Annotated in this window: 22 protein-coding genes and 1 riboswitch; of the genes, 15 read left to right on the top strand and 7 right to left on the bottom strand. The window is 52.3% G+C overall.

Annotated elements, in window-relative coordinates; translation table 11 throughout:
- Positions 1–122: 122 nt before the first annotated feature.
- The gene (locus tag HEN33_RS12475; RefSeq protein ID WP_001353546.1) at positions 123–506 is read left to right on the top strand and encodes a YjaA family stress response protein; all 384 of its coding nucleotides are present in this window, start codon (positions 123–125) and stop codon (positions 504–506) included.
- Positions 507–569: 63 nt separating this feature from the next.
- Here the strand turns inward: HEN33_RS12475 and HEN33_RS12470 are convergent, their stop codons facing one another.
- The gene (locus tag HEN33_RS12470) at positions 570–1013 is read right to left on the bottom strand and encodes an acetyltransferase (protein ID WP_032185661.1); all 444 of its coding nucleotides are present in this window, start codon (positions 1011–1013) and stop codon (positions 570–572) included.
- 156 nt (positions 1014–1169) lie between these two features.
- On the opposite strand from HEN33_RS12470, the gene metA reads away from it, so the two are divergent.
- From metA to aceK, 4 genes are all read left to right on the top strand, one after another.
- Positions 1170–2099, top strand: coding sequence for a homoserine O-acetyltransferase MetA (gene metA, locus HEN33_RS12465; protein ID WP_001122781.1), 930 nt, complete (start codon positions 1170–1172; stop codon positions 2097–2099).
- Between the two features lie 268 nt (positions 2100–2367).
- Complete coding sequence (gene aceB, locus HEN33_RS12460; RefSeq protein ID WP_032185663.1) at positions 2368–3969, top strand: malate synthase A; 1602 nt, start codon at positions 2368–2370, stop codon at positions 3967–3969.
- Between the two features lie 29 nt (positions 3970–3998).
- Positions 3999–5303: an isocitrate lyase gene (aceA, locus tag HEN33_RS12455; RefSeq protein WP_000857856.1), complete on the top strand. Its 1305-nt coding sequence runs from the start codon at positions 3999–4001 to the stop codon at positions 5301–5303.
- Between the two features lie 313 nt (positions 5304–5616).
- Complete coding sequence (gene aceK / locus HEN33_RS12450) at positions 5617–7341, top strand: bifunctional isocitrate dehydrogenase kinase/phosphatase (protein WP_176262501.1); 1725 nt, start codon at positions 5617–5619, stop codon at positions 7339–7341.
- Positions 7342–7357: 16 nt separating this feature from the next.
- Here the strand turns inward: aceK and iclR are convergent, their stop codons facing one another.
- Entirely contained in the window at positions 7358–8182 is an 825-nt protein-coding gene (iclR, locus tag HEN33_RS12445) for a glyoxylate bypass operon transcriptional repressor IclR (RefSeq protein ID WP_176262502.1), read from the bottom strand.
- Positions 8183–8381: 199 nt separating this feature from the next.
- Between iclR and metH the strand changes: the two genes are divergently transcribed.
- Both metH and HEN33_RS12435 read left to right on the top strand, forming a co-directional pair.
- Positions 8382–12065, top strand: coding sequence for a methionine synthase (metH, locus tag HEN33_RS12440; RefSeq protein WP_176262503.1), 3684 nt, complete (start codon positions 8382–8384; stop codon positions 12063–12065).
- Between the two features lie 219 nt (positions 12066–12284).
- Complete coding sequence (locus HEN33_RS12435; RefSeq protein WP_105277319.1) at positions 12285–13916, top strand: Na/Pi cotransporter family protein; 1632 nt, start codon at positions 12285–12287, stop codon at positions 13914–13916.
- 89 nt (positions 13917–14005) lie between these two features.
- On the opposite strand, the gene pepE is transcribed toward HEN33_RS12435, so the two are convergent.
- Positions 14006–14695, bottom strand: coding sequence for a dipeptidase PepE (gene pepE, locus HEN33_RS12430; RefSeq protein WP_000421763.1), 690 nt, complete (start codon positions 14693–14695; stop codon positions 14006–14008).
- Positions 14696–14906: 211 nt separating this feature from the next.
- On the opposite strand from pepE, the gene rluF reads away from it, so the two are divergent.
- Positions 14907–15779, top strand: coding sequence for a 23S rRNA pseudouridine(2604) synthase RluF (rluF, locus tag HEN33_RS12425; protein WP_000936373.1), 873 nt, complete (start codon positions 14907–14909; stop codon positions 15777–15779).
- Here rluF and HEN33_RS12420 read toward each other — a convergent pair whose 3' ends face one another.
- Both HEN33_RS12420 and lysC read right to left on the bottom strand, forming a co-directional pair.
- Positions 15780–16052, bottom strand: a complete 273-nt coding sequence (locus HEN33_RS12420; protein ID WP_001207634.1) for a DUF3811 domain-containing protein — start codon at positions 16050–16052, stop codon at positions 15780–15782. It lies immediately after the preceding gene.
- A 251-nt stretch (positions 16053–16303) separates the two neighbouring features.
- Positions 16304–17653: a lysine-sensitive aspartokinase 3 gene (lysC, locus tag HEN33_RS12415; protein WP_176262504.1), complete on the bottom strand. Its 1350-nt coding sequence runs from the start codon at positions 17651–17653 to the stop codon at positions 16304–16306.
- A gap of 91 nt (positions 17654–17744) precedes the next feature.
- Positions 17745–17941, bottom strand: a riboswitch (Lysine riboswitch).
- 236 nt (positions 17942–18177) lie between these two features.
- On the opposite strand from lysC, the gene pgi reads away from it, so the two are divergent.
- The 5 genes from pgi (at position 18178) to HEN33_RS12390 (ending at position 24168) form a co-directional block, all read left to right on the top strand.
- Positions 18178–19827: a glucose-6-phosphate isomerase gene (gene pgi / locus HEN33_RS12410; RefSeq protein WP_000790002.1), complete on the top strand. Its 1650-nt coding sequence runs from the start codon at positions 18178–18180 to the stop codon at positions 19825–19827.
- A 515-nt stretch (positions 19828–20342) separates the two neighbouring features.
- Positions 20343–20585 carry an exopolysaccharide production protein YjbE gene (gene yjbE / locus HEN33_RS12405; RefSeq protein ID WP_000757329.1) on the top strand — a complete coding sequence of 81 codons (243 nt, stop codon included), beginning with the start codon at positions 20343–20345 and terminating at the stop codon, positions 20583–20585.
- Between the two features lie 114 nt (positions 20586–20699).
- Positions 20700–21338 (top strand): YjbF family lipoprotein, encoded by a 639-nt coding sequence (locus HEN33_RS12400; protein WP_001296632.1) that lies wholly within the window; start codon positions 20700–20702, stop codon positions 21336–21338.
- On the top strand, positions 21335–22072 hold the full coding sequence (locus tag HEN33_RS12395; protein ID WP_032304283.1) for a capsule biosynthesis GfcC family protein: 738 nt from the start codon (positions 21335–21337) through the stop codon (positions 22070–22072). Before HEN33_RS12400 ends, HEN33_RS12395 begins: the two co-directional genes overlap by 4 nt.
- Positions 22072–24168, top strand: coding sequence for a YjbH domain-containing protein (locus HEN33_RS12390; protein ID WP_032304285.1), 2097 nt, complete (start codon positions 22072–22074; stop codon positions 24166–24168). Before HEN33_RS12395 ends, HEN33_RS12390 begins: the two co-directional genes overlap by 1 nt.
- A gap of 46 nt (positions 24169–24214) precedes the next feature.
- Here the strand turns inward: HEN33_RS12390 and HEN33_RS12385 are convergent, their stop codons facing one another.
- Positions 24215–24493: a periplasmic protein gene (locus HEN33_RS12385; RefSeq protein ID WP_001295279.1), complete on the bottom strand. Its 279-nt coding sequence runs from the start codon at positions 24491–24493 to the stop codon at positions 24215–24217.
- Here HEN33_RS12385 and HEN33_RS12380 point away from each other — a divergent pair, their 5' ends adjacent.
- Both HEN33_RS12380 and psiE read left to right on the top strand, forming a co-directional pair.
- Complete coding sequence (locus HEN33_RS12380; protein WP_000487760.1) at positions 24494–24637, top strand: hypothetical protein; 144 nt, start codon at positions 24494–24496, stop codon at positions 24635–24637.
- 145 nt (positions 24638–24782) lie between these two features.
- Positions 24783–25193: a phosphate-starvation-inducible protein PsiE gene (gene psiE, locus HEN33_RS12375; RefSeq protein WP_000202899.1), complete on the top strand. Its 411-nt coding sequence runs from the start codon at positions 24783–24785 to the stop codon at positions 25191–25193.
- Positions 25194–25286: 93 nt separating this feature from the next.
- On the opposite strand, the gene malG is transcribed toward psiE, so the two are convergent.
- Positions 25287–26177 carry a maltose ABC transporter permease MalG gene (gene malG / locus HEN33_RS12370; RefSeq protein WP_001252058.1) on the bottom strand — a complete coding sequence of 297 codons (891 nt, stop codon included), beginning with the start codon at positions 26175–26177 and terminating at the stop codon, positions 25287–25289.
- Positions 26178–26188: the final 11 nt, after the last annotated feature.

Here is a 26188-nt window from a genome sequence, read left to right as displayed (position 1 = left end):
ATGGTAGTGTGGGGTCTCCCCATGCGAGAGTAGGGAACTGCCAGGCATCAAATTAGAAAAACCCCGGTCCATAAGGCCGGGGTTTTTTGCATATCAATTATTTGCATGATGAAGGGAATCTCATGTCAGTTCTGTATATCCAAATTCGTCGTAATCAAATTACTGTTCGCGATCTTGAAAGCAAACGTGAAGTGTCAGGAGAGGCTGCCTTCAGTAACCAGCGCCTGTTAATCGCCAATTTCTTTGTTGCAGAAAAAGTTCTGCAAGATCTTGTTTTGCAACTCCACCCACGTTCACCCTGGTACTCTTTTTTGCCAGCAAAACGTATGGATATTGTTGTGAGCGCGCTGGAAATGAATGAGGGCGGTTTGTCACAGGTTGAGGAGCGCATTCTTCATGAAGTGGTCGCTGGTGCAACGTTAATGAAATATCGCCATTTCCACATCCATGCGCAATCAGTGGTGCTCAGTGATAGTGCGGTCATGGCAATGCTTAAGCAGAAATAATCATGTCACCATTGGTGGGTACGAAACCTGAAGTTCAGCTCACCGGGATGAGAAAAAAAATGCCTACGCCTCCACATACGCCAGATTCAGCAGCGGATACGGTTTCCCCAAATCGTCCACCTCGGAACGCCCTGAAACCTTAAAGCCCATCTTCTTATAGAACCCCACCGCCTGCTCATTTTGCTCATTAACATTGGTTGTCAGTTCCGGGGCCATTGAGAGCGCATGCTCGACCAGCAACCGACCCACGCCGCAGCCGCGCGCATCAGGATCGACAAAGAGCGCATCCATATGCTGACCACTCAATAACATAAACCCAATCGGCTGATCCCGCTCATTAACCGCGACCCACAACGGCGCTTCCGGCAGGAAGGAACGCACCAGCTCTTCCAGCTCGGCCCGATACTCTGCTGATAAAAAATCGTGAGTGGCATCGACAGAACGGCACCAAATCGCAACCAGTTCTTCCCCTTCCTCATGCCGTGAGCGGCGAATACTAATAACCATTTTCTCTCCTTTTCGTCATTCTTATATTCTAACGTAGCCTTTTCCTTGAAACTTTCTCACCTTCAACATGCAGGCTCGACATTGGCAAATTTTCTGGTTATCTTCAGCTATCTGGATGTCTAAACGTATAAGCGTATGTAGTGAGGTAATCAGGTTATGCCGATTCGTGTGCCGGACGAGCTACCCGCCGTCAATTTCTTGCGTGAAGAAAACGTCTTTGTGATGACAACTTCTCGCGCGTCTGGTCAGGAAATTCGTCCGCTAAAGGTGCTTATCCTTAACCTGATGCCGAAGAAGATCGAAACTGAAAATCAGTTTCTGCGCCTGCTTTCAAACTCACCTTTGCAGGTCGATATTCAGCTGTTGCGCATCGATTCCCGTGAATCGCGCAACACGCCCGCAGAGCATCTGAATAACTTCTACTGTAACTTTGAAGATATTCAGGAACAAAACTTTGACGGTCTGATAGTTACCGGCGCGCCGCTGGGCCTGGTGGAGTTTAATGATGTCGCTTACTGGCCGCAAATCAAACAGGTGCTGGAGTGGTCGAAAGATCACGTCACCTCGACGCTGTTTGTCTGTTGGGCGGTCCAGGCCGCGCTCAATATCCTCTATGGCATTCCTAAGCAAACCCGCACTGACAAACTCTCTGGCGTTTACGAACATCACATTCTCCATCCTCATGCACTTCTGACGCGTGGCTTTGATGATTCATTCCTGGCACCGCATTCGCGCTATGCTGACTTTCCGGCAGCGTTGATTCGTGATTATACCGATCTGGAAATTCTGGCGGAGACAGAAGAAGGGGATGCATATCTGTTTGCCAGCAAAGATAAGCGCATTGCCTTTGTGACGGGGCATCCGGAATACGACGCACATACGCTGGCGCAGGAATTTTTCCGCGATGTGGAAGCCGGACTAGACCCGGATGTACCGTATAACTATTTCCCGCATAATGATCCGCAAAATACACCGCGAGCGAGCTGGCGTAGTCACGGTAATTTGCTGTTTACCAACTGGCTCAACTATTACGTCTACCAGATCACGCCATACGATCTACGGCACATGAATCCAACGTTGGATTAATCTTCTGTGATAGTCGATCGTTAAGCGATTCAGCACCTTACCTCAGGCACCTTCGGGTGCCTTTTTTATTTCCGAAACACACCTCAAGAGGTGAATAAATTTTATTTATATTGTTATCAATAGGTTAACATGTATTTTTATTTAAAATGGAAATTGTTTTTGATTTTGCATTTTAAATGAGTAGTCTTAGTTGTGCTGAACGAAAAGCGCACAACGATCCTTCGTTCACAGTGGGGAAGTTTTCGGATCCATGACGAGGAGCAGCACGATGACTGAACAGGCAACAACAACCGATGAACTGGTTTTCACAAGGCCGTATGGCGAGCAGGAGAAGCAAATTCTTACTGCCGAAGCGGTAGAGTTTCTGACTGAGCTGGTGACGCATTTTACGCCACAACGCAATAAACTTCTGGCAGCGCGCATTCAGCAGCAGCAGGATATCGATAACGGAACGTTGCCTGATTTTATTTCGGAAACAGCTTCCATTCGTGATGCTGACTGGAAAATTCGTGGGATTCCTGCGGACTTAGAAGATCGTCGGGTAGAGATTACCGGACCCGTAGAGCGCAAGATGGTGATCAACGCGCTCAACGCCAATGTGAAAGTCTTTATGGCCGATTTTGAGGATTCACTGGCCCCGGACTGGAACAAAGTGATCGATGGACAAATTAACCTGCGCGATGCAGTTAATGGCACCATCAGTTACACCAATGAAGCAGGCAAAATTTATCAGCTCAAGCCCAATCCAGCGGTTTTGATTTGTCGGGTACGCGGTCTGCACTTGCCGGAAAAACATGTCACCTGGCGTGGTGAGGCAATCCCTGGCAGCCTGTTTGATTTTGCGCTCTACTTCTTTCACAACTATCAGGCACTGTTGGCAAAGGGCAGCGGTCCCTATTTCTATTTGCCGAAAACCCAGTCCTGGCAGGAAGCGGCCTGGTGGAGCGAAGTCTTCAGCTATGCAGAAGATCGCTTTAATCTGCCGCGCGGCACCATCAAGGCGACGTTGCTGATTGAAACGCTGCCTGCTGTGTTCCAGATGGACGAAATCCTTCACGCGTTGCGTGACCATATTGTTGGTCTGAACTGCGGTCGCTGGGATTACATCTTCAGCTATATCAAAACGTTGAAAAACTATCCCGATCGCGTCCTGCCAGACAGACAGGCAGTGACGATGGATAAACCATTCCTGAATGCTTACTCACGCCTGTTGATAAAAACCTGCCATAAACGCGGAGCTTTTGCGATGGGCGGCATGGCGGCGTTTATTCCGAGCAAAGATGAAGAGCGCAATAACCAGGTGCTGAACAAAGTAAAAGCGGATAAAGCGCTGGAAGCCAATAACGGTCACGATGGCACATGGATTGCCCACCCAGGCCTTGCGGATACGGCAATGGCGGTATTCAACGACATTCTCGGCTCCCGTAAAAATCAGCTTGAAGTGATGCGCGAACAAGACGCGCCGATTACTGCCGATCAGCTGCTGGCACCTTGTGATGGTGAACGCACCGAAGAAGGTATGCGCGCCAACATTCGCGTGGCTGTGCAGTACATCGAAGCGTGGATCTCTGGCAACGGCTGTGTGCCGATTTATGGCCTGATGGAAGATGCGGCGACGGCTGAAATTTCCCGTACCTCCATCTGGCAGTGGATCCATCACCAAAAAACGTTGAGTAATGGCAAACCGGTGACCAAAGCCTTGTTCCGCCAGATGCTGGGCGAAGAGATGAAAGTCATTGCCAGCGAACTGGGCGAAGAACGTTTCTCCCAGGGGCGTTTTGACGATGCCGCACGCTTGATGGAACAGATCACCACTTCCGATGAGTTAATTGATTTCCTGACCCTGCCAGGCTACCGCCTGTTAGCGTAAACCACCACATAACTATGGAGCATCTGCACATGAAAACCCGTACACAACAAATTGAAGAATTACAGAAAGAGTGGACTCAACCGCGTTGGGAAGGCATTACTCGCCCGTACAGTGCGGAAGATGTGGTGAAATTACGCGGTTCAGTCAATCCTGAATGCACGCTGGCACAACTGGGTGCGGCGAAAATGTGGCGTCTGCTGCATGGCGAGTCGAAAAAAGGCTACATCAACAGCCTCGGTGCACTGACTGGCGGTCAGGCGCTGCAACAGGCGAAAGCGGGTATTGAAGCAGTCTATCTGTCGGGATGGCAGGTAGCGGCGGACGCTAACCTGGCGGCCAGCATGTATCCGGATCAGTCGCTCTATCCGGCAAACTCGGTGCCAGCTGTGGTGGAGCGGATCAACAATACTTTCCGCCGTGCGGATCAGATCCAATGGTCCGCGGGCATTGAGCCGGGCGATCCGCGCTATGTCGATTACTTCCTGCCGATCGTTGCCGATGCGGAAGCCGGTTTTGGCGGTGTCCTGAATGCCTTTGAACTGATGAAAGCGATGATTGAAGCCGGTGCAGCGGCAGTTCACTTCGAAGATCAGCTGGCATCAGTGAAGAAATGCGGTCACATGGGCGGCAAAGTTTTAGTGCCAACTCAGGAAGCTATTCAGAAACTGGTCGCGGCGCGTCTGGCAGCTGACGTGACGGGCGTTCCAACCCTGCTGGTTGCTCGTACCGATGCCGATGCGGCGGATCTGATTACCTCCGATTGCGACCCATATGACAGCGAATTTATTACCGGCGAGCGTACCAGCGAAGGCTTCTTCCGTACTCATGCAGGTATTGAACAAGCGATCAGCCGTGGCCTGGCGTATGCGCCATATGCTGACCTGGTATGGTGTGAAACCTCCACGCCAGACCTGGAACTGGCGCGTCGCTTTGCACAAGCCATCCACGCGAAATATCCGGGCAAACTGCTGGCTTATAACTGCTCGCCGTCGTTCAACTGGCAGAAAAACCTCGACGACAAAACTATTGCCAGCTTCCAGCAGCAGCTGTCGGATATGGGCTACAAGTTCCAGTTCATCACCCTGGCAGGCATCCACAGCATGTGGTTCAACATGTTTGACCTGGCAAACGCCTATGCCCAGGGCGAGGGTATGAAGCACTATGTTGAGAAAGTGCAGCAGCCGGAATTTGCCGCCGCGAAAGATGGCTATACCTTCGTATCTCACCAGCAGGAAGTGGGGACGGGTTACTTCGATAAAGTGACGACCATTATTCAGGGCGGCACGTCGTCGGTTACCGCGCTGACCGGCTCCACCGAAGAATCGCAGTTCTAAGCAACAACAACCGTTGCTGACTGTAGGTCGGATAAGGCGTTCACGCCGCATCCGACAATGAGCGCCTGATGCGACGCTTGCGCGTCTTATCAGGCCTACAGTCGTTGCCGAACGTAGGCCGGATAACGCGTTCACGCCGCATCCGGCAATCGGTGCACGATGCCTGATGCGACGCTTGCGCGTCTTATTAGGCCTACAACCGTTGCTGACCGTAGGCTGGATAAGGCGTTCACGCCGCATCCGGCAATCAACGCCTGATGCGACGATTTGCGCGTCTTATCCGGCAATTCACTGCTCCTGATGAGGGCAACAAATGCCGCGTGGCCTGGAATTACTGATTGCACAAACCATTCTGCAAGGCTTCGACGCTCAGTATGGTCGATTCCTCGAAGTGACTTCCGGGGCGCAGCAGCGTTTCGAACAAGCCGACTGGCACGCTGTCCAGCAGGCGATGAAAAACCGTATCCATCTTTACGATCATCACGTGGGTCTGGTGGTGGAGCAACTGCGCTGCATTACCAACGGCCAAAGCACGGACGCGGCATTTTTACTGCGCGTTAAAGAGCATTACACCCGGCTGTTGCCGGACTACCCGCGTTTCGAGATTGCGGAGAGCTTTTTTAACTCCGTGTACTGTCGGTTATTTGACCACCGTTCGCTTACTCCCGAGCGGCTTTTTATCTTTAGCTCCCAGCCAGAGCGCCGTTTTCGTACCATTCCCCGCCCGCTGGCGAAAGACTTTCACCCCGATCACGGCTGGGAATCTCTGCTAATGCGCGTTATCAGCGATCTGCCGCTGCGTCTGCGCTGGCAAAATAAAAGCCGTGACATTCATTACATCATTCGCCATCTGACAGAAACGCTGGGGACAGACAACCTCGCGGAAAGTCATTTACAGGTGGCGAACGAACTGTTTTATCGCAATAAAGCCGCCTGGCTGGTGGGCAAACTGATCACGCCTTCCGGCACATTGCCATTTTTGCTGCCGATCCACCAGACGGACGACGGCGAGTTATTTATTGATACTTGCCTGACGACGACCGCCGAAGCGAGCATCGTCTTTGGCTTCGCACGCTCCTATTTTATGGTTTATGCACCGCTGCCCGCAGCACTGGTCGAGTGGCTACGGGAAATTCTGCCAGGTAAAACCACCGCTGAATTGTATATGGCTATCGGCTGCCAGAAGCACGCTAAAACCGAGAGCTACCGCGAATATCTCGTTTATCTACAGGGCTGTAATGAGCAGTTCATTGAAGCGCCGGGTATTCGTGGGATGGTGATGCTGGTGTTCACGCTGCCGGGTTTTGATCGGGTATTCAAAGTCATCAAAGACAAGTTCGCGCCGCAGAAAGAGATGTCTGCCGCTCACGTTCGTGCCTGCTACCAACTGGTTAAAGAGCACGATCGCGTGGGTCGAATGGCGGACACCCAGGAGTTTGAAAACTTTGTGCTGGAGAAGCGGCATATTTCCCCGGCATTAATGGAATTACTGCTTCAGGAAGCAGCGGAAAAAATCACCGATCACGGCGAACAGATAGTGATTCGCCATCTTTATATTGAGCGGCGGATGGTGCCGCTCAATATCTGGCTGGAACAAGTGGAAGGTCAGCAGCTGCGCGACGCCATTGAAGAATACGGCAACGCCATTCGCCAGCTTGCTGCCGCCAACATCTTCCCCGGCGACATGCTGTTTAAAAACTTCGGTGTCACCCGTCACGGGCGCGTGGTGTTTTATGATTACGATGAAATTTGCTACATGACGGAAGTAAACTTCCGCGACATCCCACCGTCGCGCTACCCGGAGGACGAACTTGCCAGCGAACCGTGGTACAGCGTCTCGCCGGGCGATGTTTTCCCGGAAGAATTCCGCCACTGGCTTTGCGCCGATCCGCGCATTGGTCCGCTGTTTGAAGAGATGCACGCCGACCTGTTCCGCGCCGATTACTGGCGCGCACTACAAAACCGCATTCGTGAAGGACATGTGGAAGATGTTTATGCGTATCGGCGCAGGCAACGGTTTAGCGTGCGATTCGTATAAATCAGAGGCGAAAATGTCACCGCATCCCGCTGTACGCCAGCGTCACTTCCTTCGCAGCTTTAATCACCATCGCACCAAACTCGGTTACGCGATCATCGGTAATACGTGAAATCGGCCCGGAAATCGAAATTGCCGCAAATGGTTCGCGGTGCTCGTCGAAAATACACGCTGCGAGGCAACGCAGCCCCAGCGCATGTTCCTCATCGTCAAATGAATAACCCCGTTTTCGCGTTTGGGCGAGATCTTCTTTTAAATGTACAGGAGACACCAGTGTTGCGTGGGTATAGGCATGTAACCCTTTGCGGTGCAGCAGCTTCGTCACCTGTTCTTCGCTCAGTTGGGCTAAAAAGGCTTTACCCGCACCGGAAGCGTGCATCGGTAATTTACCGCCAATAGGGGCGGACATACGCATCAGGTGCGTACACTGTACCTGGTCGATAATAATCGCTTCGTGATCGCTTTGATCAAGCACCGCCATATTTACCGTTTCGCCAGACTCTTCCATTAGATTGCGCAGGATAGGGTGAACAATGGCTAACAAATTACGGCTCTGGAGAAAGCTGCTGCCGACCATAAAGGCATGTGCGCCGATTGCCCAGTGTCCCAGTTCGCCGACCTGACGCACGAAACCCAGCTGTTGCATCGTGGTTAGCAGACGGTGGGTCGTGGAGTTGGGTAACCCGGCTTGTTGCGCCAGTTCCGTGAGTGCCACACTGCCATTTGATTCGGCAATCCACTCCAGTAATTTCAGGCCACGCGTTAAAGACTGTACTTGCCCGGTAGCGGGGGCGGTGGCAGCGGCGGGTTTTCTGCCGCGTTTTGCGGGAACAGGTGCGACCATGACAGCCTCCTTTTTCTGTATCGTGGAAATCATTTTCATTTTTATTGTTAGCTAATGCAATAGTTGCCACACTGATCCGATGAGTTAATGTTGAACAAATCTCATGTTGCGTGGTGCTCGCTTTTACCACAGATGCGTTTATGCCAGTATGGTTTGTTGAATTTTTATTAAATCTGGGTTGAGCGTGTCGGGAGCAAGTGTGAGCAGCAAAGTGGAACAACTGCGTGCGCAGTTAAATGAACGTATTCTGGTGCTGGATGGCGGTATGGGCACTATGATCCAGAGCTATCGACTGAACGAAGCCGATTTTCGTGGTGAACGCTTTGCCGACTGGCCATGCGATCTCAAAGGCAACAACGACCTGCTGGTACTCAGCAAACCGGAAGTGATCGCCGCTATCCACAACGCCTACTTTGAAGCGGGCGCGGATATCATCGAAACCAACACCTTCAACTCCACGACTATTGCGATGGCGGATTACCAGATGGAATCCCTGTCGGCGGAAATCAACTTTGCGGCGGCGAAGCTGGCGCGTGCCTGTGCTGACGAGTGGACCGCCCGTACGCCGGAGAAACCGCGCTACGTTGCCGGTGTTCTCGGCCCGACCAACCGCACGGCGTCTATTTCTCCGGACGTAAACGATCCAGCATTCCGCAACATCACTTTTGACCAGCTGGTGGCGGCTTATCGAGAATCCACTAAAGCGCTGGTGGAAGGCGGCGCGGACCTTATCCTGATTGAAACCGTTTTCGACACCCTTAACGCCAAAGCGGCGGTCTTTGCGGTGAAAACGGAGTTCGAAGCGTTGGGCGTTGAGCTGCCGATTATGATCTCCGGCACCATCACCGACGCCTCCGGGCGCACGCTCTCCGGGCAGACCACTGAAGCATTTTACAACTCATTGCGCCACGCCGAAGCGCTGACCTTTGGCCTGAACTGTGCGCTGGGGCCTGATGAACTGCGCCAGTACGTGCAGGAGCTGTCACGGATTGCGGAATGCTACGTCACCGCGCACCCGAATGCTGGGCTGCCCAACGCTTTTGGTGAATACGATCTCGACGCCGACACGATGGCAAAACAAATACGTGAATGGGCAGAAGCGGGATTCCTGAATATTGTTGGCGGTTGCTGCGGCACCACGCCACAACATATTGCAGCGATGAGTCGTGCAGTAGAAGGATTAGCGCCGCGCAAACTGCCGGAAATTCCCGTAGCCTGTCGTTTGTCCGGCCTGGAGCCGCTGAACATTGGCGACGAAAGCCTGTTTGTGAACGTCGGCGAGCGGACCAACGTCACCGGTTCCGCTAAGTTCAAACGCCTGATTAAAGAAGAGAAATACAGCGAGGCGCTGGATGTGGCGCGTCAGCAGGTGGAAAACGGCGCGCAGATTATCGATATCAACATGGATGAAGGGATGCTCGACGCCGAAGCGGCGATGGTGCGTTTTCTCAATCTGATTGCCGGTGAACCGGATATCGCTCGCGTGCCGATTATGATCGACTCCTCAAAATGGGACGTCATTGAAAAAGGTCTGAAGTGTATCCAGGGCAAAGGCATTGTTAACTCTATCTCGATGAAAGAGGGCGTCGACGCCTTTATCCATCACGCGAAACTGTTGCGTCGCTACGGTGCGGCAGTCGTGGTTATGGCCTTTGACGAACAGGGCCAGGCCGATACCCGCGCACGGAAAATCGAGATTTGCCGTCGGGCGTACAAAATCCTCACCGAAGAGGTTGGCTTCCCGCCGGAAGATATCATTTTTGACCCGAACATCTTCGCGGTCGCAACCGGTATTGAAGAGCACAACAACTACGCGCAGGACTTTATTGGCGCGTGTGAAGACATCAAACGTGAACTGCCGCACGCGCTGATCTCCGGCGGCGTTTCTAACGTTTCGTTCTCATTCCGTGGCAACGATCCGGTGCGCGAAGCCATTCACGCGGTGTTCCTCTACTACGCTATTCGCAATGGCATGGATATGGGGATCGTCAACGCCGGGCAACTGGCGATTTACGACGACCTACCCGCTGAACTGCGCGACGCGGTGGAAGATGTGATTCTTAATCGTCGCGACGATGGCACCGAGCGTTTACTGGAGCTTGCCGAGAAATATCGCGGCAGCAAAACCGACGACACCGCTAACGCCCAGCAGGCGGAGTGGCGCTCGTGGGAAGTGAATAAACGTCTGGAATACTCGTTGGTCAAAGGCATTACCGAGTTTATCGAGCAGGATACCGAAGAAGCCCGCCAGCAGGCTACGCGCCCGATTGAAGTGATTGAAGGCCCGTTGATGGACGGCATGAACGTGGTCGGCGATCTGTTTGGCGAAGGGAAAATGTTCCTGCCGCAGGTGGTGAAATCGGCGCGCGTCATGAAACAGGCGGTGGCGTATCTCGAACCGTTTATTGAAGCCAGCAAAGAGCAGGGCAAAACCAACGGCAAGATGGTGATCGCTACAGTGAAGGGCGACGTCCACGATATCGGTAAAAATATCGTTGGCGTGGTGCTGCAATGTAACAACTACGAAATTGTTGATCTCGGCGTGATGGTGCCTGCGGAAAAAATTCTCCGTACCGCCAAAGAAGTGAATGCTGATTTGATTGGCCTTTCAGGATTGATCACGCCGTCGCTGGACGAAATGGTTAACGTGGCGAAGGAGATGGAGCGTCAGGGCTTCACCATTCCGCTATTGATTGGCGGCGCGACCACCTCAAAAGCGCACACGGCGGTGAAAATCGAGCAGAACTACAGCGGCCCGACGGTGTATGTGCAGAACGCTTCACGCACCGTTGGTGTGGTGGCGGCGCTGCTTTCCGACACTCAGCGCGATGATTTCGTTGCTCGTACCCGCAAGGAGTACGAAACCGTGCGTATTCAACACGGGCGCAAGAAACCGCGCACTCCACCGGTCACGCTGGAAGCGGCGCGCGATAACGACTTCGCTTTTGACTGGCAGGCTTATACGCCGCCGGTGGCGCACCGTCTCGGCGTGCAGGAAGTCGAAGCCAGCATCGAAACGCTGCGTAATTACATCGACTGGACGCCGTTCTTTATGACCTGGTCACTGGCTGGGAAGTATCCGCGCATTCTGGAAGATGAAGTGGTGGGTGAAGAGGCGAAGCGCCTGTTTAAAGACGCCAATGACATGCTGGATAAATTAAGCGCCGAAAAAACGCTGAATCCACGTGGCGTGGTGGGCCTGTTCCCGGCAAACCGTGTGGGCGATGACATTGAAATCTACCGTGACGAAACGCGTACCCATGTAATAAACGTCAGCCACCATCTGCGTCAACAGACCGAAAAAACGGGCTTCGCTAACTACTGTCTCGCTGACTTCGTTGCGCCGAAGCTTTCTGGTAAAGCAGATTACATTGGCGCATTTGCTGTGACCGGCGGGCTGGAAGAGGACGCACTGGCTGATGCCTTCGAAGCACAGCACGATGATTACAACAAAATAATGGTGAAAGCGCTTGCCGACCGTTTAGCCGAAGCGTTTGCGGAGTATCTCCATGAGCGTGTGCGTAAAGTCTACTGGGGCTATGCGCCGAACGAGAACCTCAGCAACGAAGAGCTGATCCGCGAAAACTATCAGGGAATCCGCCCGGCACCGGGCTACCCGGCCTGCCCGGAACATACGGAAAAAGCCACCATCTGGGAGTTGCTGGAAGTGGAAAAACATACCGGCATGAAACTTACAGAATCTTTCGCCATGTGGCCCGGTGCATCGGTTTCGGGTTGGTACTTCAGCCACCCGGACAGCAAGTACTACGCGGTAGCGCAAATTCAGCGCGATCAGGTCGAAGACTATGCCCGCCGTAAAGGTATGAGCGTCTCAGATGTTGAACGCTGGCTGGCACCGAATCTGGGGTATGACGCGGACTGATTCACAAATCTGTCACTTTTCCTTACAACAAACAGGGCGCTCAATGAGTGCCCTGTCTCTTTATTAATATGAAACACTTATACTGGAATCAGGCTGGAATAATCTTAGCCGGAAAAACGAATGTCAAAAGTCACGATAAAGATTTCAGTCAGCGTGTTTCCGGTCCTTTGGTCATTCAATTGCTTCAGGAACATATAACGATAAGGAGAACCTGAACTCGTGTTAACGCTGCTTCACCTGCTTTCTGCCGTCGCCCTGTTGGTCTGGGGGACACATATTGTTCGAACAGGCGTAATGCGCGTCTTCGGCGCACGTCTGCGTACCGTTCTGAGCCGGAGCGTCGAAAAAAAGCCGCTCGCCTTTTGTGCGGGGATCGGCGTTACCGCACTGGTGCAGAGCAGTAATGCTACCACCATGCTGGTGACTTCGTTCGTCGCTCAGGATCTGGTTGCCCTCGCGCCTGCGCTGGTGATTGTGCTGGGTGCAGATGTCGGGACGGCGCTAATGGCGCGTATTCTCACCTTCGACTTATCCTGGCTGTCACCGTTACTTATTTTTATCGGCGTGATTTTTTTCCTCGGCCGCAAACAGTCACGCGCCGGGCAACTAGGCCGTGTCGGTATTGGTCTTGGGCTGATTTTACTGGCGCTGGAATTGATTGTGCAGGCCGTAACGCCGATCACCCAGGCAAACGGCGTTCAGGTGATCTTTGCCTCGCTAACCGGCGATATTCTGCTGGATGCGCTGATTGGCGCGATGTTCGCCATTATCAGCTACTCCAGCCTTGCTGCTGTACTGCTGACCGCGACTCTGACCGCCGCAGGCATCATCTCCTTCCCCGTGGCACTTTGTCTGGTGATTGGTGCTAACCTCGGCTCCGGCTTGCTGGCGATGCTCAACAACAGTGCCGCCAATGCCGCAGCTCGCCGTGTCGCGCTGGGTAGCCTACTGTTTAAGCTGGTGGGTAGTCTGATTATCCTGCCGTTTGTCCATTTGCTGGCAGAGACAATGGGGAAGTTGTCATTGCCAAAAGCGGAACTGGTGATCTATTTCCACGTTTTCTACAACCTCGTTCGTTGCCTGGTCATGCTGCCCTTTGTTGAACCGATGGCACGTTTTTGCAAAACGATTATTCGCGATGAACCGGAACTGGATACCCAGCTACGGCCTAAACATCTGGATGTCAGCGCGCTGGATACGCCCACGCTTGCTCTGGCGAACGCTGCCCGCGAAACCCTGCGCATTGGCGACGCCATGGAACAGATGATGGAAGGGTTGAATAAAGTGATGCACGGCGAGCCACGGCAGGAGAAAGAGCTGCGTAAGCTGGCTGATGACATCAACGTTCTCTATACCGCTATTAAGCTGTATCTGGCGCGAATGCCAAAAGAAGAGCTGGCGGAGGAAGAGTCGCGTCGCTGGGCGGAGATCATCGAAATGTCGCTTAACCTTGAACAGGCCTCCGATATCGTCGAGCGCATGGGTAGTGAAATTGCCGACAAATCGCTGGCTGCAAGGCGAGCATTTTCGCTTGATGGCTTGAAGGAACTGGATGCGCTCTATGAGCAATTGCTCAGTAATTTAAAACTGGCAATGTCGGTTTTCTTCTCTGGCGATGTTACCAGCGCCCGTCGTTTGCGCCGCAGCAAACATCGTTTTCGCATTCTTAATCGCCGCTATTCCCACGCCCACGTCGATCGCCTGCATCAGCAAAACGTGCAGAGCATTGAAACCAGTTCGCTACATTTAGGCTTACTGGGAGATATGCAGCGCCTGAACTCGCTGTTTTGTTCGGTGGCTTACAGTGTGCTGGAACAGCCGGATGAAGATGAAGGACGGGACGAGTATTAATACCGTGACCCTGAAGGCCTGATAAGACGCGTAAAGCGTCGCATCAGGCACTATGAACAAGATGCCGGATCATGCATCCGGCAATTCACTTAAAAACGGTGACCCGCTTCCAGCGGAACCGCTTCTTCACCAGCCTTAAACACATAAGTGGTGTTCGGGCCACCCAGCGTAGCGTGACCTTTACTTACTGTGATCCAGTTACCTTCCGGCAGACCAATAATCGTCAGTTCTGGCGCGACGACCAGCAGTTCGCGAATACGCTGCTCACGGGTTTCACCTTTATGGCCTTCCGGCAGCGCGTTGGTGAAGTGCGGGTTGATTTGCAGCGGGAACAGATTTAGCGCATCGAAACCTTGCGGATCGACAATCGGCATATCGTTGGTGGTACGAATGGTTGGGCAAGCAAGGTTAGCGCCTGCGCTCCAGCCAATATACAGCGCGCCACGTTTCACCACGTCAGTAATTGGTGCCAGCAGCCCGCGCTCGCGGCACTGTTTCAGCAACTGGAAAGTATTACCGCCGCCGACAATCACGATCTCAGCATTTTCAATCGCGGCAACGGGATCGACAACGCTATGAATACCGGTGACAGAAACACCCAGCGGAGCGAGAACCGCAGCCGTTTTCGCTGTGTAATCATCCCAGGTCTGCGTTACGCCAGCGAAAGGAATAAATACCGCAGAACGGCGACCCTGCAACTGTTCAGCAATCAGCGGCAGCGCGTGTTCCAGCCAGGCTTTTCCCGGCAGCGTCGAGTTACTCAATAAAAGCAGTTCCATTACTTCTCCGGTTAGTAAGAAATCACGGGAGGCATGCTATCACTGTGATTTTAATCGCTTACTGACATGGCTCACGATGTCGCACATTGCTTCTGGAAAGTGATTTGAGCAGGTAATGAATTCAAGCCAATGGAAATAACAAATAGTTCGCTCATGACTATTTTTTATCAACCCAAAGGTACGGTATATTCCGTTTTTTACAGGAGAATTTATGCTGCCCGACTCATCAGTCCGTTTAAATAAATACATCAGCGAAAGCGGAATTTGCTCACGCCGCGAAGCGGATCGCTATATCGAGCAAGGCAATGTGTTCCTTAATGGCAAGCGAGCCACCATTGGCGATCAGGTGAAACCCGGCGACGTTGTGAAAGTAAATGGTCAGTTGATTGAGCCTCGGGAAGCCGAAGATTTGGTACTTATCGCCCTGAACAAGCCCGTCGGTATTGTCAGCACCACCGAAGATGGCGAGCGCGATAACATTGTCGATTTTGTTAACCACAGCAAACGCGTGTTCCCGATTGGCCGCCTGGATAAAGATTCCCAGGGGCTGATTTTCCTCACCAATCACGGCGATCTGGTGAATAAGATCCTCCGTGCGGGTAACGATCATGAGAAAGAGTATCTGGTTACGGTCGATAAACCGATTACCGATGAATTTATTCGTGGTATGGGGGCGGGGGTGCCGATCCTCGGGACGGTGACGAAAAAGTGCAAAGTCAAAAAAGAAGCGCCGTTTGTTTTTCGCATTACCCTGGTGCAGGGACTGAACCGTCAGATCCGTCGCATGTGCGAGCACTTTGGTTACGAAGTGAAAAAGCTGGAGCGTACGCGCATTATGAACGTCAGTTTAAGCGGCATTCCGCTGGGTGAGTGGCGCGATTTAACCGACGATGAGCTAATTGATCTCTTTAAATTAATTGAGAATTCCACTTCTGAGGTAAAACCCAAAGCGAAGGCCAAACCGAAAACGGCGGGCATTAAACGCCCGGTGGTGAAGATGGAAAAAACGGCGGAAAAAGGTGGTCGCCCGGCGTCCAACGGTAAACGTTTCACCTCGCCGGGGCGCAAAAAGAAGGGGCGCTAATCAGCGCCTACCACGCGTCGACGTATTTGCCGACCAGCTAAACGATGCTTCGGGATCGGGTTTATAAGCCTGCTTTTTCTTCAACTGGCGGGCTTTTTTTGCTTCAGCCTCACGCTCAACCATTAATTTATCGATGTAATCTTTCTTAATGCTGTTGGTTTCGGAGTTGGTCAGTACGCGACCATGCGCAATCCGCGCGCGATCCAGCAATGTTTTTAGTTCGCGCTGCTCGCGTTCAGTCATCTCTTTTTGGGTAATACGGGGGAGTGCCATGATGGTGCCCTCAGTGAGCCGGAGAGTTCAGTGTACGGGAATTCCCTTGCGAGCAGAACTGATAATATTCATTTTGCCTTCTCTTAAATATTTATCTCTCTCGATAATTAGCTAGAGATGCAGATAAAAAATTAAAGGTAATTATTCTTAGATAAAGATGCTGGTTAACAGGGAATAGACTCGTTTATTGATGGGCATAATGACAAGAAAAACATACGGCCCGAAATAATGTCTTTCGGACCATACTGTGTTTACTCAAACAAATTAAAATGCAGCTTCTGCACCACCTGCTCGGCATCTTCGCCGGGCACCAGGAAGCACAGGTTATGGCTGGATGCGCCGTAGCAAATCATGCGGATGTTGAACGGTTCCAGTACGCCGAATACCTCTTTGCCTACGCCGCAGGCTTTTGACAGGTCATTGCCAATCAACGCGACCAGCGCCAGGCCTTCTTCCACTTCTACCCGGCACAGTGCGGAAAGCTCCATCAGCAGAGATTGCGTCAGCAATGTATCGCCAGTGGAGGTTGAACCGGTGGTATCAAGGGTTAATGCCACGCTCACTTCTGATGTGGTGATTAAATCCACCGAGATATTATGCCGCGCGAGAATGCCAAAAACTTCCGCGAGGAAACCGCGAGAATGCAGCATATTCAGGCTGTGCAAAGTGAGCAGAGTCTGATTACGACGAAGCGCCAGGGCGCGGAACAGCGGCGGATTTTCAGTTTTATTGCACACCAGCGTACCACCTGCGCGTGGGTCTTTACTGGAGCCGACAAACACCGGAATATCGCTGCGTACTGCGGGTAGCAATGTTGCCGGATGCAGTACTTTTGCACCAAAAGTTGCCATCTCTGCCGCTTCGGCAAACGCGATTTCATCAATACGTTTTGCTGCGGTGACCACGCGTGGATCGGTGGTGTAGATGCCCGGGACGTCGGTCCAGATATCAACACGAGATGCGTGTAAAGCCTCCGCCAGCAAGGCTGCCGTATAATCGCTGCCTCCACGGCCAAGCGTCGTTGTACGACCTTTACTTTCGCTGCCGATAAATCCTTGGGTGATCACTAAGCCTTCATTGAGGCGCGGGAGCATCTGCAGCGCGGTCAGTTCCGCCAGCGCGGCTACGTCTGGCTCTGCACGACCAAATCGGTCATTAGTACGCATCACTTTACGTACATCAAACCACTGTGCCTGAATATCGCGTTCGCGCAGGATCTCAACAAACAGCAGGGTCGACATCAGCTCGCCGTGGCTGACCAGTTCATCTGTCAGCGCCGGAGACGTTGCCAGCGCCGCCGCTTCTGCCAGAACAGTAATGTTCTCCAGCAGACGTTCAATCTCTTCACGGATAACGTTCGGGTAACGCAGACGTTCCAGAATGGCAAACTGGATATTGCGGATTGCGTCGAGTTTTTCGAATCGCTCGCCAGGTTCCAGTCCTTCAGCTAAAGCGACCAGCAGATTAGTGATACCAGCAGAAGCCGAGAGGACAACTAAACGTACGTTGGCATCAGAAAGCACAATATCAGCACTGCGGTTCATCGCGTCAAAATCAGCTACGCTGGTACCGCCAAATTTGGAGACAACAATTTCAGACATAACTACCTCGTGTCAGGGGATCCATTTTCAGCCTTGGCACAAGGGAAGAGCGGAAGACGGGTGGGCGCAGAGCGATACTTCGCTACTATTTTCACCCAGAAGTGCTCCACCACTTGCGAAACGCCCGACTGCGAACGCTTCTGGTGACAACCCAGGGGATTCAGCCCCTGTAGCCGATGATGAACGTGGCCAGCCGTTCAATCACCTCGGCGATGCACCCCCTCAGGTGTTATCACAGGACTGGCTCCTCCAACACCGTTACTTGGGCAACGCGCCTCTTCTGGCCTGCGCTAGCGCAGGTAGTACATTTATAAATAAAGGGTGAGCGGGGCGGTTGTCAACGATGGGGTCATGCGGATTTTTCATCCACTCCTGGCGGTCAGTAGTTCAGCTAATAAATGCTTCACTGCGCTAAGGGTTTACACTCAACATTACGCTAACGGCACTAAAACCATCACATTTTTCTGTGACTGGCGCTACAATCTTCCAAAGTCACAATTCTCAAAATCAGAAGAGTATTGCTAATGAAAAACATCAATCCAACGCAGACCGCTGCCTGGCAGGCACTACAGAAACACTTCGATGAAATGAAAGACGTTACGATCGCCGATCTTTTTGCTAAAGACGGCGATCGTTTTTCTAAGTTCTCCGCAACCTTCGACGATCAGATGCTGGTGGATTACTCCAAAAACCGCATCACTGAAGAGACGCTGGCGAAATTACAAGATCTGGCGAAAGAGTGCGATCTGGCGAGTGCGATTAAGTCGATGTTCTCTGGCGAGAAGATCAACCGCACCGAAAACCGCGCCGTACTGCACGTAGCGCTGCGTAACCGTAGCAATACCCCGATTCTGGTTGATGGCAAAGATGTCATGCCGGAAGTTAACGCCGTGCTGGAGAAGATGAAAACCTTCTCGGAAGCGATCATTTCCGGTGAGTGGAAAGGTTATACCGGCAAAGCCATCACTGACGTAGTGAACATCGGGATCGGCGGTTCTGACCTCGGCCCATACATGGTGACTGAAGCACTGCGTCCGTACAAAAATCACCTGAACATGCACTTTGTTTCTAACGTCGATGGAACTCACATCGCGGAAGTGCTGAAAAAAGTAAACCCGGAAACCACCCTGTTCCTGGTAGCGTCTAAAACCTTCACCACTCAGGAAACTATGACCAACGCCCATAGCGCGCGTGACTGGTTCCTGAAAGCGGCAGGTGATGAAAAACACGTTGCGAAACACTTTGCGGCGCTCTCCACCAATGCCACAGCCGTTGGCGAGTTTGGTATTGATACCGCCAACATGTTCGAGTTCTGGGACTGGGTCGGCGGCCGTTACTCTTTGTGGTCAGCGATTGGCCTGTCGATTGTTCTCTCCATCGGCTTTGATAACTTCGTTGAACTGCTTTCTGGCGCACACGCGATGGACAAGCATTTCTCCACCACGCCTGCAGAGAAAAACCTGCCTGTACTGCTGGCGCTGATCGGCATCTGGTACAACAATTTCTTTGGCGCGGAAACTGAAGCGATTCTGCCGTACGACCAGTATATGCACCGTTTCGCAGCGTACTTCCAGCAGGGCAATATGGAGTCCAACGGTAAGTATGTAGACCGTAACGGTAACGTTGTGGATTACCAGACTGGCCCGATTATCTGGGGTGAACCTGGTACTAACGGTCAGCACGCGTTCTACCAGCTGATCCACCAGGGTACGAAGATGGTGCCATGCGATTTCATCGCCCCGGCTATCACCCATAACCCGCTCTCTGATCATCACCAGAAACTGCTGTCTAACTTCTTCGCTCAGACCGAAGCGCTGGCGTTTGGTAAATCCCGCGAAGTGGTTGAGCAGGAATATCGCGATCAGGGTAAAGATCCGGCCACGCTTGACTACGTGGTACCATTCAAAGTGTTCGAAGGTAACCGTCCGACCAACTCTATCCTGCTGCGCGAAATCACTCCGTTCAGCCTGGGGGCGTTGATTGCGCTGTATGAGCACAAAATCTTTACTCAGGGCGTGATCCTGAACATCTTCACCTTCGACCAGTGGGGCGTGGAGCTGGGTAAACAGCTGGCGAACCGTATTCTGCCAGAGCTGAAAGATGATAAAGAAATCAGCAGCCACGATAGCTCGACCAATGGTCTGATTAACCGCTATAAAGCGTGGCGCGGTTAATCATCGAGCGAGCCTGATGCCGATGATATGTAGGCCGGATAAGGCGTTTACGCCGCATCCGGCAACTGGTGCCTGATGCGACGCGTTACGCGTCTTATCAGGCCTACAGGTCGATGCCGATATGTACATCATATTCGGCAATTAATACATAGCAGGATTGATTAAATAACCTTAATAACAATGCCGACTATAAGTCGGCATTGTTTTATCAGATAAATCCCCTTGTCTGTGATTTAACGAAAATCATACCGTGAGGTTAATCCTAAAATAGATTTTTAATCATGATTGATTTCGGAAAATACGTAGGTTAATTATTTTTGATTTTGTTTTAAATTTTTGATTTTAAATATTATTTATATATAAGTTGAAACTTATATTTGATATTCATTCCAATTATCTTAAAACCCCATCACTAATTCCCCGCGCCGTAATTCGCATGCTTTAGTTGTGTATACTCGATCCCGCCCGAAATGTTTTTGGGTAAATCTCCATTCATTCAATGAAGGGAAATTGTTATGAAAAAAGTTCTGTATGGCATTTTTGCCATATCTGCGCTTGCGGCGACTTCTGCGTGGGCTGCACCTGTACAGGTGGGCGAAGCGGCAGGGGCGGCAGCAACGTCGGTTTCGGCGGGTAGCTCCTCCGCGACCAGCGTCAGCACCGTAAGCTCGGCGGTGGGTGTCGCGCTCGCGGCAACCGGTGGCGGTGATGGTTCTAATACCGGGACCACAACAACCACAACCACCAGTACCCAGTAATAAAGTATGTATCCCCAAAATAATTCGAGTCATCGCATCTGTGGCTTGAAGTATGACGGGGATTAACCATAACCACACTCCGGTGTGGTTATTCTGCCCCTCTGGAGAAGAGTCGTGAAGCGACCTGCACTCATTCTTATCTGCCTGCTATTACAGGCCTGTTCAGCCACGACTAAAGAGCTGGGCAATTCACTGTGGGACAGTCTGTTCGGTACGCCAGGCGTACAGCTGACGGACGATGATATTCAAAATATGCCCTATGCCAGCCAGTATATGCAGCTTAATGGCGGGCCGCAGTTATTTGTGGTGCTGGCCTTCGCTGAAGATGGACAACAAAAATGGGTCACTCAGGATCAGGCCACTCTCGTCACACAACATGGTCGTCTGGTGAAGACTTTGCTTGGCGGCGACAACCTGATTGAAGTGAATAACCTTGCCGCCGACCCGCTGATAAAACCCGCACAAATTGTTGATGGCGCAACCTGGACGCGCACGATGGGCTGGACCGAGTACCAGCAGGTGCGCTACGCCACCGCACGCTCGGTTTTCAAATGGGATGGCACCGATACCGTCAAAGTCGGTAGCGATGAAACTCCGGTTCGTGTGCTGGACGAAGAAGTCTCCACCGACCAGGCACGCTGGCATAACCGCTATTGGATCGACAGCGAAGGGCAAATTCGCCAGTCGGAACAGTATCTCGGCGCGGATTATTTCCCGGTGAAAACCACTCTCATCAAGGCGGCAAAACAATGATTAAACAAACTATTGCTGCGTTGATTATGAGCGTGGGAGCGTCATCGGTCTTTGCGGCAGGCACCGTCAAAGTGTTCAGTAATGGCAGCAATGAGGCCAAAACGCTGACAGGCGCAGAGCATTTAATTGATCTGGTAGGTCAACCGCGGCTCGCAAACAGTTGGTGGCCCGGTGCGGTGATTAGCGAAGAGCTGGCAACGGCGGCGGCATTACGGCAGCAGCAGGCGTTGCTGACAAGGCTGGCAGAACTGGCCTCAGAATCCAGCACCGACGATGCCGCCGCCATTAACGCCTTACGCCAGCAAATTCAGGCGTTGAAGGTGACGGGCAGACAAAAAATCAATCTTGATCCTGATATCGTGCGCGTTGCCGAACGCGGTAACCCGCCGTTGCAGGGCAACTACACGCTGTGGGTCGGACCACCACCGTCCACGGTCACGTTATTCGGGCTTATCAGCCGTCCTGGCAATCAGCCATTCACTCCAGGTCGCGACGTGGCGAGCTATCTCTCTGACCAGAGCCTGCTCAGCGGTGCGGATCGCAGCTACGCGTGGGTGGTTTACCCGGACGGACGCACGCAAAAAGCGCCGGTGGCTTACTGGAACAAGCGTCACGTAGAGCCGATGCCCGGCAGCATTATTTATGTTGGCCTCGCGGACTCCGTCTGGAGTGAGACACCTGATGCACTTAACGCCGACATTCTTCAGACTCTGACGCAGCGGATACCGCAATAATGAAAAAAAGACATCTGCTTAGTTTACTGGCGCTGGGCATTAGCACGGCTTGCTATGGCGAAACATATCCTGCGCCCATTGGTCCGTCGCAATCGGATTTCGGTGGTGTAGGATTATTACAAACACCTACCGCGCGCATGGCGCGGGAAGGGGAGTTGAGTCTGAACTATCGCGATAACGATCAGTACCGTTATTACTCTGCTTCGGTGCAACTCTTCCCGTGGTTGGAAACAACGCTGCGTTATACCGATGTGCGCACTCGGCAGTACAGCAGCGTCGAAGCGTTCTCTGGTGATCAAACGTATAAAGATAAAGCCTTCGATCTCAAACTGCGTTTATGGGAAGAGAGTTACTGGCTGCCACAGGTGGCGGTTGGTGCGCGGGATATCGGCGGTACGGGGCTGTTCGATGCGGAATATCTTGTCGCCAGCAAAGCCTGGGGGCCATTCGATTTTACGCTCGGCCTGGGCTGGGGATATCTGGGCACCAGCGGTAACGTGAAAAATCCGCTCTGTTCAGCCAGTGACAAATATTGCTATCGCGATAACAGCTACAAACAAGCGGGATCTATCGACGGCAGCCAGATGTTCCACGGTCCGGCCTCACTGTTTGGCGGCGTGGAATACCAGACGCCCTGGCAGCCGCTGCGTCTGAAACTGGAGTATGAAGGCAATAATTATCAGCAGGATTTTGCCGGGAAGCTGGAGCAAAAAAGTAAGTTTAACGTCGGGGCGATTTATCGCGTTACCGATTGGGCCGACGTTAACCTTAGCTATGAACGCGGTAACACCTTTATGTTTGGCGTCACGCTGCGTACCAACTTTAACGATCTACGCCCGTCCTACAATGATAACGCCCGTCCGCAATATCAACCGCAACCACAGGATGCCATTTTGCAGCATTCGGTGGTGGCGAATCAGTTAACGCTGTTGAAATACAACGCCGGACTGGCCGATCCGCAGATCCAGACGAAAGGCGATACGCTGTACGTCACCGGTGAGCAGGTGAAATATCGTGATTCGCGTGAAGGGATCATCCGTGCTAATCGGATCGTGATGAACGATCTGCCGGAGGGGATCAAGACGATCCGCGTTACAGAAAATCGCCTTAACATGCCGCAGGTGACGACGGAAACCGATGTCGCCAGCCTGAAAAATCATCTTGCCGGAGAGCCGTTGGGCCACGAAACGACGCTGGCGCAAAAACGCGTCGAGCCGGTAGTTCCTGCGTCCACTGAGCAGGGCTGGTATATCGACAAATCGCGCTTTGATTTCCATATCGATCCGGTGCTGAACCAGTCGGTCGGGGGCCCGGAAAACTTTTACATGTACCAGTTGGGCGTGATGGGAACGGCGGATTTGTGGCTGACGGACCATCTGCTGACCACCGGTAGCCTGTTTGCTAACCTGGCGAACAATTACGACAAGTTTAATTACACCAATCCACCGCAGGACTCGCACTTACCGCGCGTTCGTACCCATGTGCGTGAGTATGTGCAGAATGATGTCTATGTGAATAACCTGCAAGCCAACTACTTTCAGCATCTGGGCAACGGCTTCTACGGTCAGGTCTACGGTGGTTATCTCGAAACCATGTTTGGCGGCGCGGGGGCAGAAGTATTGTATCGCCCGCTGGATAGCAACTGGGCGTTTGGTCTGGATGCTAACTACGTTAAACAGCGCGACTGGCGTAGTGCGAAAGATATGATGAAATTCACCGATTACAGCGTGAAAACTGGTCATTTGACCGCCTACTGGACGCCATCTTTCGCTCAGGATGTATTAGTGAAAGCCAGCGTCGGGCAGTATCTGGCAGGGGATAAAGGCGGCACGCTGGAAATAGCCAAACGCTTTGACAGCGGCGTGGTGGTGGGTGGGTATGCCACGATCACGAATGTTTCGAAAGAGGAGTACGGCGAAGGGGACTTCACCAAAGGCGTGTATATCTCTGTACCGTTGGATCTCTTCTCGTCTGGCCCGACTCGTAGCCGAGCGGCAATTGGCTGGACGCCGCTGACGCGTGACGGTGGTCAGCAACTTGGGCGTAAGTTCCAGTTGTATGACATGACCAGCGACCGAAGCGTCAATTTCCGCTAAGTCAGAGGAAAGGTGCCAGTTTTCGCACTCACTGGCACCTTCATTCTTAATGGCCTGTCGAGCCATCAGGAACGCAGTTCACCCCCGGTTTGCGATCTGGTGTGTAAAGGCGAAAACATTCTGTTTTCCTGTCCGTCGATATTGGTTGCAGGTCTGGTTGCCTGAGCGACTGGGCCATCATTGGGCTGGAGACATTGCTTTGCGGTAGGTCGGCTTTATCAGCAGTACCGAGCGGACCAGCATAAGCAGGAAGGACAGAGACTGATAACATCAAAGCAGCAAAATAAGGCTTCATTTTTACCACCTTTATCAGGTTACGTTTCATTTGTTCCAGAGGAACATTGTTGATTTTTCGCGCATTGCTGGTGGCTGGGAATCACCTGAATGGGTGATTTTTGCATTACAGGCTATGGTGCGGTTTGTCTTGCCGGATGCGCCGCCAGGCGCGGCTTATCCGGCCTACGGGTAGGACGGATAAGGCGTTCACGCCGCATCCGGCGTTGGTTGGGAGATGCCCATTTAATCGATCTGAACAAAACATACACAAAAAATATAGATCTCCGTCACATTTTTGCGTTATACAGGAAGCTCGCCACTGTGATGGAGGTACTGCTATGACGTCACTCTCTCGTCCGCGCGTGGAGTTTATCTCCACCATTTTGCAGACCGTTCTCAATCTTGGCCTGTTGTGTCTCGGCCTGATTTTGGTTGTCTTCCTCGGCAAAGAAACGGTGCATCTGGCTGATGTGCTGTTCGCGCCAGAACAAGCCAGCAAATATGAGCTGGTGGAAGGGCTGGTGGTTTACTTTCTCTATTTCGAATTTATCGCGTTGATTGTGAAGTACTTTCAGTCCGGTTTTCACTTTCCCTTGCGTTACTTTGTCTATATCGGGATCACCGCCATTGTGCGCTTGATCATCGTCGATCATAAATCACCACTGGATGTGTTGATCTACTCGGCAGCGATCCTGCTACTGGTGATCACCTTATGGCTGTGTAATTCGAAACGGCTGAAGCGGGAGTAAAAAAAGGCGCTCCATAGAGCGCCGAATAACAGTCACAAGTTGGGATAACGTAAGTTGAGGGTGTAGCGGCATAACATTGGCAGAACAACATCTTTAACCTTTCACACCACCTGCCGTCAGTCCGTTGACCAGCCAGCGTTGAGCCAGCAAGAAGACGATGGTGATCGGTAATGCAGACATCACGGCAGCGGCGGCAAAGTCACCCCACAGGTAGTTTTGCGGGTTGAGGTATTGCTGCATTCCCACGGCCAGGGTGTAGCTGTTTACGTCACGCAGTAACAACGACGCGACCGGAACTTCAGTAATGGCAGCGATAAACGACAGGATGAACACCACCGCCAGAATCGGCACTGACAGCGGCAACAGGACAAGGCGGAAGGCCTGCCACGGTGTTGCACCATCCAGCGCCGCCGCTTCTTCCAGCGAACTGTCGATGGTTTCGAAATAGCCTTTGATGGTCCAGACATGCAGCGCAATCCCCCCCAGGTACGCGAAGATTACGCCGCCGTGAGTATTCAGGCCGATGAATGGAATGTACTCACCCAAACGATCAAATAACGCATACAACGCTACCAGTGAAAGCACCGCCGGGAACATCTGGAAAATCAGCATGCCTTTCAGCAGTGTCGCTTTACCAGGAAAGCGCATACGGGCGAAAGCGTAGGCGCAGGTGGTGGATAGCGCAACAATGCCAATCGCAGAAATTCCGGCGACCTTTACTGAGTTCCACAGCCACAGCAGTACCGGGAACGGCGGTGGCGTAATGCGCCCATCAGCCTGTTCAACGCTAAAACCTAACGCCAGTTTCCAGTGATCCCAGGAGATTTGTTCCGGGATCAGGCTACCAGTCGCGAAGTTCCCCTGACGCAGAGAGATAGCGACGACCATCAGCAGCGGGAACATAATCGCCGCGATAAAAAGTAGCAGTAGCAGATGAGTAATAAACAAACGTGCTTTTTGCGATTTCGGTTGGACCATTGCCATTTTTGTTATCT

Origin of the sequence: Escherichia sp. 94.0001 (assembly GCF_013369155.2) — a bacterium.
In the GTDB taxonomy this organism is placed as follows: Bacteria; Pseudomonadota; Gammaproteobacteria; order Enterobacterales; family Enterobacteriaceae; genus Escherichia; species Escherichia coli_F.
The sequence above is the reverse complement of the archived record's forward strand: the minus strand, read 5'-3'. Positions and strand labels throughout refer to the sequence as shown.

Coding starts and splice junctions, on each gene's coding strand:
- HEN33_RS12475 (WP_001353546.1), top strand. CDS start 123: ATGTCAGTTCTGTATATCCAAATTCGTCGTAATCAAATTACTGTTCGC.
- HEN33_RS12470 (WP_032185661.1), bottom strand. CDS start 1,013: ATGGTTATTAGTATTCGCCGCTCACGGCATGAGGAAGGGGAAGAACTG.
- metA (WP_001122781.1), top strand. CDS start 1,170: ATGCCGATTCGTGTGCCGGACGAGCTACCCGCCGTCAATTTCTTGCGT.
- aceB (WP_032185663.1), top strand. CDS start 2,368: ATGACTGAACAGGCAACAACAACCGATGAACTGGTTTTCACAAGGCCG.
- aceA (WP_000857856.1), top strand. CDS start 3,999: ATGAAAACCCGTACACAACAAATTGAAGAATTACAGAAAGAGTGGACT.
- aceK (WP_176262501.1), top strand. CDS start 5,617: ATGCCGCGTGGCCTGGAATTACTGATTGCACAAACCATTCTGCAAGGC.
- iclR (WP_176262502.1), bottom strand. CDS start 8,182: ATGGTCGCACCTGTTCCCGCAAAACGCGGCAGAAAACCCGCCGCTGCC.
- pepE (WP_000421763.1), bottom strand. CDS start 14,695: ATGGAACTGCTTTTATTGAGTAACTCGACGCTGCCGGGAAAAGCCTGG.
- rluF (WP_000936373.1), top strand. CDS start 14,907: ATGCTGCCCGACTCATCAGTCCGTTTAAATAAATACATCAGCGAAAGC.
- HEN33_RS12420 (WP_001207634.1), bottom strand. CDS start 16,052: ATGGCACTCCCCCGTATTACCCAAAAAGAGATGACTGAACGCGAGCAG.
- lysC (WP_176262504.1), bottom strand. CDS start 17,653: ATGTCTGAAATTGTTGTCTCCAAATTTGGCGGTACCAGCGTAGCTGAT.
- pgi (WP_000790002.1), top strand. CDS start 18,178: ATGAAAAACATCAATCCAACGCAGACCGCTGCCTGGCAGGCACTACAG.
- yjbE (WP_000757329.1), top strand. CDS start 20,343: ATGAAAAAAGTTCTGTATGGCATTTTTGCCATATCTGCGCTTGCGGCG.
- HEN33_RS12395 (WP_032304283.1), top strand. CDS start 21,335: ATGATTAAACAAACTATTGCTGCGTTGATTATGAGCGTGGGAGCGTCA.
- HEN33_RS12390 (WP_032304285.1), top strand. CDS start 22,072: ATGAAAAAAAGACATCTGCTTAGTTTACTGGCGCTGGGCATTAGCACG.
- HEN33_RS12385 (WP_001295279.1), bottom strand. CDS start 24,493: ATGAAACGTAACCTGATAAAGGTGGTAAAAATGAAGCCTTATTTTGCT.
- psiE (WP_000202899.1), top strand. CDS start 24,783: ATGACGTCACTCTCTCGTCCGCGCGTGGAGTTTATCTCCACCATTTTG.
- malG (WP_001252058.1), bottom strand. CDS start 26,177: ATGGCAATGGTCCAACCGAAATCGCAAAAAGCACGTTTGTTTATTACT.